The organism is Salinispora tropica CNB-440, from assembly GCF_000016425.1.
Taxonomy (GTDB): Bacteria; Actinomycetota; Actinomycetes; order Mycobacteriales; family Micromonosporaceae; genus Micromonospora; species Micromonospora tropica.
This window is the reverse complement of the sequence record NC_009380.1, coordinates 1,339,205-1,352,398: the sequence shown is the minus strand read 5'-3', so window position 1 is coordinate 1,352,398 and position 13,194 is coordinate 1,339,205. Positions and strand designations below refer to the sequence as shown.

Annotated in this window: 10 protein-coding genes; 7 read left to right on the top strand and 3 right to left on the bottom strand. The window is 71.0% G+C overall.

What is annotated here, in order from left to right; translation table 11 throughout:
- Positions 1-42 precede the first annotated feature (42 nt).
- Complete coding sequence (locus STROP_RS06040; protein ID WP_011905101.1) at positions 43-1,494, top strand: glycoside hydrolase family 3 N-terminal domain-containing protein; 1,452 nt, start codon at positions 43-45, stop codon at positions 1,492-1,494.
- Between the two features lie 257 nt (positions 1,495-1,751).
- Here STROP_RS06040 and STROP_RS06035 read toward each other — a convergent pair whose 3' ends face one another.
- Complete coding sequence (locus STROP_RS06035) at positions 1,752-2,414, bottom strand: GNAT family N-acetyltransferase (RefSeq protein ID WP_028565395.1); 663 nt, start codon at positions 2,412-2,414, stop codon at positions 1,752-1,754.
- Between the two features lie 156 nt (positions 2,415-2,570).
- Here STROP_RS06035 and STROP_RS06030 point away from each other — a divergent pair, with 156 nt between their 5' ends.
- The 6 genes from STROP_RS06030 (at position 2,571) to STROP_RS06005 (ending at position 8,154) form a co-directional block, all read left to right on the top strand.
- Entirely contained in the window at positions 2,571-3,263 is a 693-nt protein-coding gene (locus tag STROP_RS06030; protein WP_011905099.1) for a response regulator transcription factor, read from the top strand.
- Entirely contained in the window at positions 3,256-4,287 is a 1,032-nt protein-coding gene (locus tag STROP_RS06025; protein WP_011905098.1) for a sensor histidine kinase, read from the top strand. The genes STROP_RS06030 and STROP_RS06025 overlap by 8 nt, the downstream gene beginning before the upstream one ends.
- A gap of 61 nt (positions 4,288-4,348) precedes the next feature.
- Positions 4,349-4,537 (top strand): hypothetical protein, encoded by a 189-nt coding sequence (locus STROP_RS06020; protein ID WP_018830227.1) that lies wholly within the window; start codon positions 4,349-4,351, stop codon positions 4,535-4,537.
- A gap of 147 nt (positions 4,538-4,684) precedes the next feature.
- Positions 4,685-5,203 (top strand): hypothetical protein, encoded by a 519-nt coding sequence (locus STROP_RS06015; protein WP_011905097.1) that lies wholly within the window; start codon positions 4,685-4,687, stop codon positions 5,201-5,203.
- 184 nt (positions 5,204-5,387) lie between these two features.
- On the top strand, positions 5,388-6,215 hold the full coding sequence (locus STROP_RS06010) for a DUF72 domain-containing protein (RefSeq protein ID WP_011905096.1): 828 nt from the start codon (positions 5,388-5,390) through the stop codon (positions 6,213-6,215).
- A 205-nt stretch (positions 6,216-6,420) separates the two neighbouring features.
- The gene (locus STROP_RS06005; RefSeq protein WP_011905095.1) at positions 6,421-8,154 is read left to right on the top strand and encodes an RCC1 domain-containing protein; all 1,734 of its coding nucleotides are present in this window, start codon (positions 6,421-6,423) and stop codon (positions 8,152-8,154) included.
- Between the two features lie 66 nt (positions 8,155-8,220).
- Here the strand turns inward: STROP_RS06005 and STROP_RS06000 are convergent, their stop codons facing one another.
- Positions 8,221-8,946, bottom strand: a complete 726-nt coding sequence (locus STROP_RS06000) for a DUF7158 domain-containing protein (protein ID WP_011905094.1) — start codon at positions 8,944-8,946, stop codon at positions 8,221-8,223.
- Complete coding sequence (locus STROP_RS05995; protein ID WP_011905093.1) at positions 8,943-13,139, bottom strand: glycoside hydrolase family 38 N-terminal domain-containing protein; 4,197 nt, start codon at positions 13,137-13,139, stop codon at positions 8,943-8,945. The genes STROP_RS06000 and STROP_RS05995 overlap by 4 nt, the downstream gene beginning before the upstream one ends.
- Positions 13,140-13,194 lie beyond the last annotated feature (55 nt).

The following is a 13,194-nucleotide window of genomic DNA, read 5'->3' as shown; positions in this document are numbered from 1 at the left end:
GCCGGGTAGTCGGCCGTATCGACAGGGAGACAAGGGGAGCAGATGGGGCCGGATCCAGGAATTCGCCGCCTTGCGCTGGGCACCCTACTCGCCGCGTACCCAGGCCCGGTCCCACCGCAGTGGGCCGTTGACCTCATCGGCGAGGGCCTCGCCGGACACACGCTCTTCGGTACCAACGTGCACGACCCCGAGCAGGTCGCGGCGAGCACCGCCGCCCTGCGTGCGGCCCGGTCCGACGTACTGATCGCGATCGACGAGGAGGGCGGAGACATCACTCGCCTCGCACACGCGACCGGAAGCCCGTACCCCGGCAACGCCGCACTCGGCGCGATCGGCGACGTGGCGCTGACCCGACGTGTCCACCAGGCCATCGGGGCGGAGCTGGCCGCTCTCGGCATCACCGTCAACCTGGCCCCGGCCGTTGATGTCAACAGCGCCGACGAGAACCCGGTGATCGGCACCCGCTCCTTCGGGCACAACCCGGACCGGGTGGCCGCGCACGCCGCCGCCGCGGTGGCCGGGCTCCAACACGGCGGCGTCGCCGCCTGCGCCAAGCACTTCCCCGGCCACGGCGCCACAGTCGCCGACTCCCACCACGAACTACCCACGGTCGACGCCCCCCTGACGCTCCTCCGTCAGCGAGACCTTCCGCCGTTCGCGGCGGTGGTCGCCGCCGGGACCCGGGCCGTGATGACGGCGCACATCCGGATCCCGGCGCTGACCGGGGATGACCCGGCTACCTTCAGCCGCGCCGCCCTGGTTGAGCTCCTGCGCCAGGAGTACGGCTTCGCCGGGGCGATCGTCACCGACGCTCTCGAGATGAGGGGCGCCGCGTCGGCCGCGGGCGGGGTGGGCCCCGCCGCCGTCGCGGCGCTTGCCGCCGGGGCGGATCTGCTCTGCATCGGCGCGAGGGTCGATGCTGGCTTGGTCGAGCAGGTCGCCGCCGAGATCGGGACGGCGCTGACCGACGGCCGGCTGGAGCGGGCACGGGTCGAGGAGGCGGCCGGCCGTACCGCCGAACTCGCCACCTGGCCCCGGAGCACCGGCGCAGCCGACACTCCGCCCGCCGAGCTCGGCTACGCCGCCGCGCGCCGGGCGGTCCGGGTGGAGGGCACGCTGACCGGGCTCGGCCGTCCCCTCGTGGTGCAGCTGCACGCCAGCTCGACGATCGCCGAGGCACGGGTTCCGTGGGGCCTCGGCCCGCACCTCACCGGCGTCGAGCAGCTGCGGATCGTCGCTACCGCCACGAACCCGGTGACCCTGTGCCGGATCGCCGGCCATCGGACGATCGTCCTGGTCGGCCGGCGTCTACACCTGCTGCCCGGCGCCGCCGACCTGGTGGCGGCGCTCGCCGCGCAGCACGCGGTGGTGGTGGTCGAGATGGGCTGGCCCGGGTCGTGGCGGCCGGCGGGGGTACACGCCTTCGTCACCACGTACGGCGCCAGCCACGCCAACGGCCGCGCCGCCGCCGAAGTCCTCGGGCTGGCCAGCTGACACCTCGTACGCTCCGTCACCTTTCGCTTCAGCCGGTCGCACACGCTTTACTTGCAGGTCAGAGTCCAGTTTTCGACACACCAACACCTCCAAGCACCCCTTGCCTGCACGCCGTCAGATACGTAGCGTCACAACCACATCCGGCGGTCCGCCCCGGGGGCCAGCGGAGGGACCTGGGGGGAGGACGCGGACCGGGGTTCCGGCCCGGGAACTCCGGTCCGCGCCCTGCCCACATCCCGGGGCGCAAGCCGGCCGGTTCAGCCGGGGTAGACCCCGAACGACCGCCAGCCCCGGTCGGGAAACCCGGCCGCCTCGGCCACCCGAGCCGACGCCGCGTTCCGCCGACTGTGCAGGTACGTCGGCACCGCCCCCTCGGCGAGGACCCGGCGCGCCGCCTGGGCGACCAGCCGGCGGGCCAGCCCCCGTCCCCGGGCTGCCGGAACGGTGCCCACCGCCAGCTCCCGGCCGTACACGTCGTGCCACTTGACGCCGACGCCGGCCCGGTACCGACCGTGGTCGTCGCGCACCACCAGCACCGGCCGGTCAAACAGGCGGAGCCAGGGCGGCAGACCGGGCGAGGTCGGCGGGATCCACTCACCGACATCCGGCAGCGGTGCGGGGTCCTCGGTCCACCGAAACACGTCGTCGTGCACCACCCAGTCGGGGTGACCGACCGCTGTCGGCAGGCCGGCGAGGAGCCGCCGGGACGAACCCAGCGCCAGTTCCCGGACGGCGGCAACCCGCTCCGGCGCCACGGAGAGCACCTGATGCTCCCCGGCGGAGACGGCAATCGCCGGCCGGAGCCGACCGTCCCAGGCGGGCTGGGCCCGCCGCCGGGCGGCGACCACGTGTAGACCCGGGCCAGCTGGCCACTGCCCCAGCCAGGTGGTCAGGTGCAGGTGAAGCTGCCGGCCGCCCATCGCCGCCTCCTCCGGGGTCTGCTCGTTGCGCACCGTACGCCACGTCCGGAGACCCCACGGGTCGCGAACCACCGCCGCTGGCGACGGCCGTAACCGCCTCGCAAGATCTTAAGCTGACCGTCGCGGCTACGCTGGGCAACGACAAGGGGAGGCCCGGTGACGCAACGGGTGCTGGTCGTGGACGACGACCGAACAGTCAGTGATGTGGTCTGTCGCTACCTGGTACACGCCGGCTACCAGGTGCGGCACGTCGGCGACGGCGACTCGGCGCTCGCCGCGGTCGCTGCCGAACCGCCGGACCTCGTCGTGCTGGATCTGATGCTGCCCGGGCTCGACGGCCTGGAGGTGTGCCGGCGGCTGCGGACCAAGCCGGGTGGGGTGCCCATCATCATGCTCACCGCACGCGGCGACGAGGCCGATCGCGTCCTCGGCCTCCAGCTGGGTGCCGATGACTATCTCAGCAAACCGTTCTCGCCCCGGGAACTCGTGCTACGGGTCGGGTCGGTGCTGCGGCGCAGCGGTGAGCCCCGGACGGCACCGGCCACCGTGCTCCGCGACGGTGCGCTCGTGGTCGAGACAGGCCCTCGGGTGGCCCGGCTGCACGGCCACGAACTCACCCTCACCGTACGTGAGTTCGACCTGCTGGCGTACCTGATGCGACACCCCGCGCGGGCGTTGGGCCGGGCCGAGTTGCTGGAGCGGGTGTGGGGCTGGAACTTCGGCGACCAGTCGACGGTGACTGTCCATGTCCGACGGCTACGGGAGAAGGTGGAGGCCGATCCCGCCAACCCGCACCGGATCGTGACGGTCTGGGGCATCGGCTACCGGTACGAGCCGACCGATGGGTGAACTGGCGCTGATCTTCGCATTCGCGCTCGGTCCGGCGCTCTGCGTCGGCGCGGCCGGCGCGCTCGCCCTGCGCCTGCTGCGCGGGCGTTCGGTGACGGTACACATCGTCACCCTGCTGGTAGTCGCGGTGACCGCAATGGTGGCCGCGGTAGCCGCGGTAGCCGAGGCAATGTTCCTCTCCGCACACGACCGCGACGTGGTGCTGATCACGGTGGCAGCGGCGGCCATGGTGAGCCTCACGGTCGGCTGGCTCTTCGGGCGTCGCCTGGCTGCCGCCGCGGTCTGGGCGGACCAGGCCCGGCAGCGGGAGCGTCAGATCGAACAGGGTCGGCGGGACCTCGTCGCCTGGGTCTCCCACGACCTGCGAACCCCGCTGGCCGGGCTGCGGGCGATGGCCGAGGCGTTGGAGGACCGGGTGGTCGACGATCCCGCGACGGTGAGCGAGTACCACCACCGGATTCGGGTGGAGACCGATCGGATGACCCGCCTGGTGGACGACCTCTTCGAGCTCTCCCGAATCAACGCTGGCGCCTTGCGCCTGACCATGTCGGCGGTGCCCCTGGGCGATGTCGTGTCCGACGCCGTCGCCAGCACCGCACCGCTGGCGACCGCCTGCCGGGTCCACCTGCTGGCACCCGACTCGGGTTGGCCCACCGTACTGGCCAGTGAGCCCGAGCTGGCCCGGGTGGTGGGGAATCTGCTGATCAACGCCGTCCGTTACACACCGTCGGAGGGAACCGTACGGGTCGAGGCCGGGGCGGAGACCGACTGGGCTTGGCTGGCCGTGGCGGACACCTGCGGCGGCATCCCGGAGGATGATCTGCCCCGCGTCTTCGATGTCGCCTTCCGCGGCGAGCGGGCCCGCACCCCCCGCCCCAGCACCGGGGAGGTGGCCAGCTCCGGGGGGCTGGGACTGGCGATCGTGCGGGGACTGGTCGAGGCGCACGGCGGCCGGGTACAGGTCCGCAACACCACCACCGGGTGTCGGTTCGAGGTCCGACTGCCACGTCCGAGAACCATCTGACCCAATCGACTGTTATATCTATCGTCGATAGACGTACACCATTGTTTGAAATGGTGGGGTCATGCCGAACCAGCCGCAGGACCGCTGCCGCCACAACCCCAGGACACTCTGGCCAACCGCCTGGTTCACCCCGGACTGCCTGCCGGCCCAGCCACCGCACCGCGGCAACCGCGCCTCGCCACTGCTCACCTGGGTTGAGCTGAACCGTCTTCCCGCCAGCGCCACCATCGACAACCTCAACTCCCACTGACCGGCGTCGGGCCCGCCCGGTGCGCCGCCTGGGGTCAGCCCGACCACAGCCCGGCACCGATCGGCGAGCCGACGCCGACATTCGCACACCTGTCGGGTAACGTCTGCTGGTCCTCCAGACCGGCCTACGACAGGAGAAGTTCCGCGCATGGGCAAGAAGACGATCCGCGTCTCCGACTTCAGTGGCCGGGTACTCCAGCCCGACGACGAGGCCACCCGGGTGGTCGTCCTGGAGCACCCCGACCTGGTGGCCGGGCCCGTACAGTTGGATGCCACCCCGGCCGAGGTGGAGAGCATCGACGACGCGGCCCTGGACGTCGCGATCGTTGAGATCCACGACAGCCACGGCGGGGGCGATCCGCGCCGGGTCGTACTGACCGCGAGCGAGTTTGACGCCATGGCCACCGACACACCGATGGCGCAGCTGCTGCGGACCGCTGATCGGGTTCGCCCCCCGAAGACGCGCCGCGCCGCCGAGAAGATCGACTACGGCAGCATCGAGCATGCGGGCCGGCCACACCGGGGACGGGTCACCGAGGAGGAGGCCCGGCTGGTACGCGAGCGGTTGGATGAGGTCAACAAGCGCCTCGCCGACTCCGGCGTACGCCAGATCGACCCGGCCGATCCGGAGCACGCCGCTCGGTACGGCTTCCCCACCCCTGACTGACCGCTCACGTCCGGAGGTCGGGGTCGCGGCGGTGGACGCCGCCACAACCCGGGGCCCCGCCCGACCGCCCCGACTGGCGCGGCGACCGGCGCTGGTGCGCCGACCTCGCGGGCCAGCGGGGCCGAGCCTGGCTGTCGACGCTTCGGCGAAGGGATACCACGTGCGGCTACAGGTGGGATGCGCGATGTGGACCCACAAGGCGTGGCAGGGGCGCCTGGTGGCCCACCCGCTACCGGCAGCCGAACGCCTGCGGCACTACACCGGGTGGTGCACGGCAGTGGAGGGGAACACCACCTTCTACGCAACCCCCTCCCGGGAGACGGTGTCCTCCTGGGCCCAGCAGACCGACCCGGACTTCGGGTTCGTGCTCAAGCTGCCCCGGGTCGTCACGCACGAGCGCCGCCTCCATGATGTCGACGAACCGCTGCGCGCCTTCCTGGACGTGATCGAGCCCCTGGGCCCTCGGGCGCAGGCTCTCTGGATCCAGGTGCCGGGTTCTTTCGCTCCCACCGACGTGGCCACCCTCGCCCGTTTCCTGCGCCGCCTTCCCCCGACCCACCGGTACGCGGTCGAGGTGCGCCACCCCGCGTTCTTCCTCGACCCACGAGCGGCCCAGTTGCTGGTCCGGACGCTGGCCGCCACCGGCACCGAGTGGATCCCCTTCGACACCACCACGTTCTTCGCCCGCCCACCGACCAGTGACGCGGAACGGGATGCCTGGACGAAGAAGCCACGGATGCCGCTCCGGTCGGAGGCGCTGACCGACCGGCCGATCGTCCGCTACCTCGGCCGGGACGATCCCGACCAGAGCAGTGCGGGCTGGCAGCGGTGGGTCGACAGGGTCGCCGGCTGGCTCCAGGAGGGCCGTTCGCCCGTTTTCTTCGTCCACACTCCAGACAACGCCGACGCCCCGGTGCTCGCCCGCCGCTTCCACGACGAGGTGCGGGCCCGCGTCCCCGCGCTCGAGCCGCTGCCCCAGCCGGCTCCGGTGCAACCGCTGACCCTCTTCTGAACGCCGCCGTTTCCTGCCGCCACCACCGGCGCTGGCCCACGTCGCGGAAGCCGAGTCAATCGTCCTTTTGCCCAGACCGACACCCTCAACGCCCGATCCGCGTTGATCCTGGCGGTAGAGGTATTTCTACCGACACAGGGGGATAGGTGGCTGATAATGGCTGCTGCCCTATTAGTAGTCATTTGTCGGCTCGGAGGTATGCACGATGCAAGGAATCGGTCAACGGCTCGGCCGAGGCGTTGGAGGGCGGCAGGCGGGACGCACCGCCGCCGGATGGTTCTCCCTCGCGCTGGCCGTGACGGTCGCGCAGGCGGTCGTCGTGTCGCCCGCGTTCGCGCAGAACAAGCCACCAACGACCGCCGCCGTGACGGACACCGCCCTCACCTGGGGTCAGAACGACAGGGGCCAGTTGGGCAACGGGACCACCACCAACAGCACCGATCCCGTCGAGGTCAGCCTGCCTGCGGGCACCCTGCTCACCGACATCGCCGGCGGCGGCAAGCACAGCCTGGCCCTGACCTCCACCGGCAGCCTGCTCGCCTGGGGCAACAACGCCAACGGTCAACTCGGCGACGGGACCACCACCAGCAGCAACACTCCCGTCGCGGTAGACCTACCCGCGGGAACCGAGGTGGTCGCCATCGCCGCCGGCAACGACCACAGCCTGGCGTTGACCTCCACCGGTGCCGTCCTCGCCTGGGGCGACAACTCCTCCGGGCAACTCGGCGACGGGACCAACGACGACCGCAGCACACCCGTCACCGTCGACCTGCCCACGACCAGCACGACCACCGCCATCGCCGCCGGCTCCGTCCACAGCCTGTCCCTGACCTCCACCGGCAGCGCCTTCGCCTGGGGAAACAACGACGAGGGCCAACTGGGCGACGAGTCCACCACCAGCACCAACAAACCCGTCAACGTCGCCCTGACAACGGGCACGACGCTCACCGCCATCGCTGGCGGATCGGCCCACAGCCTCGGGATTACTTCTGACAACACCGCCGTCGCCTGGGGAAGCAACTCCCAGGGTCAGCTCGGTGACGGCACCAACACCAACGCCCTCGCACCCGTCAACGTCGCCCTGACAACGGGCACCACGGTCACTGCCATCGCCGCCGGCCTCCTCCACAGTGTCGCGCTGCTGACCAACGGCACCGCCGCCACCTGGGGCAACAACGCCACGGGCCAGCTGGGCAACGGGAACAACGTCACCAGCAACACACCCGTCGAGGTCAGCCTCCCCAGCGGCACCACGCTCACCGCCATCGCCGCCAACAGCAGCAACCACACCGTGGCGATCACCAACACCGAAACCGCTCTCGCCTGGGGCGACAACTCCTTCGGTCAGCTCGGCACCGAGGTCACCACCAGCGGCGACGTCAGCATCGCCAGCAGCAGCAACACGCCCGTCGCGGTCAACCTGTCCACCGGCACCACCCTGACCAACACCGCCGTCGGCACCAACCACAGCCTGGCCCTGCCCACTCTGATAGCGAGCTCCACCACCACCCTGGATGTCTCGCCGCAGGACCCGACCGCGGATCAGGACGTCACGCTCACCGCCACCGTCACCTGTAACACCGGCGATCCCAGTGGGAGTGTCACCTTCCGCAACAACAACACCGACCTCGCCACCGTGCCCCTGGACACCACCAACACCGCCACCTACACCACGACGCTCCCCGTCGGCACCAACAATCTCACCGCCGACTTCACCAGCGTCGACACCATCTGCCCCAACAGTCAGTCCGAAGCCGTCACCATCACCGTCACCGACCCGTCCGACCCCACTGACCCGACGGATCCGACCGATCCCGACCTACCCATCACCGGGGCCAGCCTGCCCAGCCTGCTCGGCACCGCCACCCTGCTCATCCTCATCGGCGCCAGCTTCATCGTCCTCACCCGCCGAAGCCGGTCCACCCACCACCAGAAGTAGCGAGTAGCACGTAGCCCGGCCGGGGCTGCTCGTCGCCGATGGCGACGAGCAGCCCCGGCCGGAGCGTCAGTGCCGGTGGTAGTTGTCCGGCTGGTTCGGGTCGCCCGGATGCTCCAGCCCCGGCACCAGCCGGAGCCGGTGCGCGCGAGCGTGGTCAAGCCACCGGACAAACTCGACCCGACGTGCGGAGTCGTTGATCCGATCAGTCGGATCAAGAGCCGGATCGACCGGCTCCCGGCGGCCCCGAAGCACCACCGTCCACGAGCCGACGGTGACCGTCTCCCCCGGCGTGGCCGAGCGCAGCGCCTCCGCCAACCCGGCCGGCAACGAGTCCGGAGTCGCTTCGAAGTCGCCGTCCGCGGAGGACAACTGCCACACGACTCCGGCAGGCCGCTGAGCGGTCGCCGCACGATAGGCAGCGACCTGCGCCGCTGGCGCGGTGACCTCCGCGGTCAGCTCCGCATACAGAGCACGGACAGCGGCGCAGCCTTCAAACGCCGCGGCGGTAATGGATCCGAACTCGACGGCGGCCAGCTGATCCAATCGAACCAGTGGCGCATCCGCCACGTCGAGACCACGGGCCTCGGCCTCCGCGACGCAGAGCTGTTCGGTCAGGATCACCTGCGCCACCCAGCGGGTCAGCTGCCGGTCCTCGGCGCTCCCGGGCACCGGCAGCGCGGAGGACCGCAGCCCGCCGCGCAGGGCGGCGAGCCGGCGGTCAAGTTCCGTACGGTCCAGTGGCCGTCCGTCGAGCCAGCCCAGCACCGACTCGTCGAGCTGCGCGGTGGTCATGGCTCCAGCACCAGTTCAACGGTGGGGGCGTACTGGCAGCGGCCGAACCACATCACCTTCACCAGCGCCCAGAACCGGCCCGGATCGGCGTCCCGCGGGGGAACGACGTCGAAGGTGACCGTGTCCGACTCGCCCGCGGGCAACGCGACGCCGCGGATCGGCTCGGCGATGGCGTCCCAGGTGCCCCAGGGCGAGACGAGCTGGAGTTCGGCCCGGATCTCTCCGCGAGTGCGGTTGTGCAGACGCACCCCGATCGTGGCCCGCCCGCCGGGGGCGACGGTGACCGAGGTGGTGGTGACATCCACCGTCAGCCCGGTGTCACGTCCCGTCTCGGCCTTCGTGCCCTGCGCCGCGTCCCAGTCCTCCGGAATGTCCCCGGGCACCGGCAGCAGAGCGGGAAGCTCGCCGACCGCGACCGTGGTGACATCCTCGATGGTCTGCCCAAGGTGCTCGGTCCGCGCCGTGATGAAGTACAGCCCGGACTCCACCCCGACCGAGGGCGTCACGGTGACGTCGAAGCGAAGCTGACCGTCGGGGTCGAGCCGGTAGGGGCGGCTGCCCAGCGAGGTCGTCCACCCCTGCGGTACGAGGATGCTGACGGTCCCCTCGACGGCCGCGTCCCTCAGGTGCGAGGCGAGCACCACGGAGACCTCGACCGGCTCGCCGACGGTCCGCAGCAGCCCCGGGGAGACACCCACGGAAACCGGCAGGTAGCCCATCGGCGCCGGGCCCCGGTTGTGCAGCCAGTATCGGGAGTGCACCGGCTGCGCGATCTCGACCTCGGGCCCGAGCGGCTCCTCGCTGCGCGGGGCCGCTGCCGGAACGCCGACGACCGTGGTGACCTGCGAACCCGTCAACTCGATCGAGTCCGCGAGCGCCGCGCCACGACGTTCCAGCAGGTCGGCCTGGTGCTTCTCGGTCAGGGCCAGCGCACCGGTCAGGGTCGCGGAGCGGCCGAGCCCGGTTGACTCGAGCAGCCGCAGACTGACCGCGTCCGCCGGGTCCGAGGAGACGGCGGCGCCGTGCGCGATCGGGTTGCCGGTGGGCTTGAGCGTCCCGAGCAGCACCTCCCGGGCGGGCTCCACCCCCAGGTACGAGTGCGTCGCCGGCTTCGTCCCCGGGTGGTTCTCGACGACCCGGCCGTACAGCGGGTGGTTGTACTCCTGGCCCTGCGCGGGCAGCGTGAGCGCCCGCCAGTCGCCGTCGCCACTGGTCACCGCGTAGTTGAACTCATGGGTCCAGTGCTGTAGCTGGAACGACGCGCCGTCGGGCAGGGTCCGCTGCGGCGGGTCGATCCACACTCCGGACGGCCAGCCGGTGCACGAACGCATCAGCGACAGGTGCAGCGCTCCGGTCGGGTCGATGGCGAAACCGGGCAGCCCGTAGGTGAGCATCGCGACGGTGTGGTCGACCAGCAGCTCCGAGGTCGGAACCGCACCCGGGCAGCAGGCCTGGATCTGGGCGTCGGCGACGTCCTCGGTGAGCGCGGCGACGTCGGTGACCACAAGCGCCGGCAGCGCCCGCAGGTCCCGTAGGTCGGCGTTGGGCTGCCACACCTCGTGCAGCGCCTTCTCCGCGGGAATCCAGACCCGGCCGTGCTGGTCCAGCGCCTCGACATACTCCGGGCCGGCCCGCTCCAACAGCTCCCGGGTGGCGTCGTTGGTCTGCGGCCCTCCGATGACAATGCGGAAGTCGGGCAGGTTCGAGTCCACATCGAGCCAGCCGTACCGCGCCCAGTCGGCGCTGGCGGTCGTCACGGTGACACCGACCGCGGCCAGCGCGACGACCAGGTCACGAGCGTCGGCCGCCTCGTCGAGCGTGGGCGTGACCACCTCGGCGACGCCGAGGGCACGGTCACCCAGCGGGGAACCGGCGGCGTCGGAGAGCGAGACCCGCGCCGTGGAGCCGAGCCCGAACCAGGTGTTGGCCGGGTTGTCCAGCGTCCAGGGTGCTTCCGCGGCATCCACGTCCGGCAACGCGAACCCACGGCCGACCACCGCGGCGGCAACCTCGGAGACCGGCAGTGCGCCGGGCAGGTCGACCGGGAACCGCACCCGAACCAGCCGGTCAGCGCCGGCGAAGTCGACGATGCGGGTACGGCAGTCCACGCGGCGCACCCCGTGCCACAGCGTGATTGTCTGCTCGTAGCCGATCTCGTCCACGACGCCGGTGACGACCAGGCGGGAACCGATCGGGCTGGTCTCGACGCGGACCGTCGCCCCCGCCGCCGCGCTACCGACGACCGGCCCCTTCGGGATCAGGTGCCACGGGCCCTCGCCGAAGTCGGGGTGGGCCGGGTACTCCTCGTAGATCCGCAGCTCGTTACCGAGGTGGTCGGCGCGGATCAACTCCCGGTTCGAGATCTTGTCGTAGACGCTGTCGAGTCCGCCACCGCGCTCGGCGTCGGCGGTGACCCGGTAGTAGGCGTTCTCGATCGCGGCACCGTCGGCGGGCGTCCAGGCCGGCTCCACGCTGGAGACGCCCGGCAGCAGCCGCCAGGTCCGCCACCCCAGGGCGGGGACATCGGCGGCGTGGAACCGCAGCGTTCCCCGATCGACGACGGCCGGCACCTCGGCACCGGTGTCGTCGATCAGCCGGCCACCGTCGTGGCCCTCGGGAAGCCGTACCGACACCAGGTCGGAGCGGACGAAGGAGAGCGTGTTCGCGACGACGATCGGTGTTCCGTCGCCGGTGGTGTCAACTGTCCCGACGAGCACGTCCAGCGCCCGGTCCCGGACGGCGGCCGCCAGGTCGTACGCCTCACGCCAGCCGGAGAGCAGGTCGATGTAGACCTGGTCGGACTCCGATCCGGTGATCGCGTCGTGGTGGGCACCGTAGGCGAGCTGCCGCCAGACCTTGTCGAGTGCGGCGTCGGGGTAGCGGCCGAGCCCTTCCAGCGCGGCCAGCGTCGCCAGCTTCTCCGCGTCCACGGCGGCGACCTCGCCGGCCCGCTGCGCCTGCTTCGTGTCGATGTAGGAGACGTCCTTGCCCGTGTAGATCGGGTTCATGTCCCGCGTCTGTGGGCTGGGACGGCGTCCGGTCGCGGCCAGCTCCGCGCGGACGGCGTCGAGGAAGTCCCGCGGGTTACCGCAGACGAAGCGGGGCCAGACGTACTTCTCGGCCCACGAACGGTGGATCTCGGTGACCCACTTGTTCGGCGGGGTGTAGTCGGTGCCGACCGGCAGCAGCAGGTTCTTCGTCGCGCCGACCGGCTTGAGGCGCTGGTACAGCTCGTAGACGGCCTTCTCGGCACTGGCCAGGTCAGGCGAGGAGTCCATCCACCAGCCGGCCGAGTAGTGGTGCGGCATGAAGTGGGTGAGGACACCGAGACCCGACGGCGAGATCCATTCGAACTCGCTCGGGAACTGCATGACCGTCGCGTCGTTCTTGGCCTCGCGGAAGTTCTTCTGGATCGGCCCCCACTGGTGGAACGGGCCGCGGGCCCAGGCCGAACCGGTCAGTCCGGCGTCGGCGAGGTAGCCCGGGAACTGCGGGTCATGCCCGAACACGTCCAGCTGCCAGGCCGTCTGCGGGTCCCCGCCGAGGATGTCCCGCTGGTAGCCGACACCGTAGATGATGTTGCGGATGGTGGTCTCGGCACCGGTGAGGTTGGTGTTGGGTTCGTTGTAGGTGCCGCCGATCAGCTCAACCTGGCCGCGCTCGATCAGCAGGCGCAGGTCCGCCCGGCGTTCGGGATGCAGATCAAAGTACGGCTTCAGGTAGTCGATCTCGGCGAGGACGAACGTGTAGACCGGGTCCCGTAGGGCGAGGTCCATGTGCGCGTCCACCAGCGCGAAGCCGTTGCGCTCCCAGAGCGGCCGGGTGGTGGCGTCGCCGGAGAGCAGCTCCCACGGCGAGGTGTACGCGGCCTGCGTGTTCCACCACACCGGGTCGTAGTGGAAGTGTGAGACGAGGAACATCGTCCAGCCCGGCTCGGCGACGACGACAGTGGCTTGCGCAGTCGCGTCGCCGGCCGTGACGGTTACCGGCACCTGCGTGCCGGGGGTTCGGTCGTCGATGTCCAGGGGGACCTCGACGACGCCCGTGCCGGTCGCGTTACCGGAGACACCCGGCCCGGTGACGGTGACCGGCCCGGGCGGGCCGTCAAGCGTCACACGGAGCACCTGACGCGGGTTGTCCTCGGTGCCGACGAACAAGTCGGTGGACTCGACGGCGGAAATCATGACCGACACGGGGTCATCCTTTCTTGTTGATACTCCCACCAGCGCGAACAGGCTCACGTTGGTG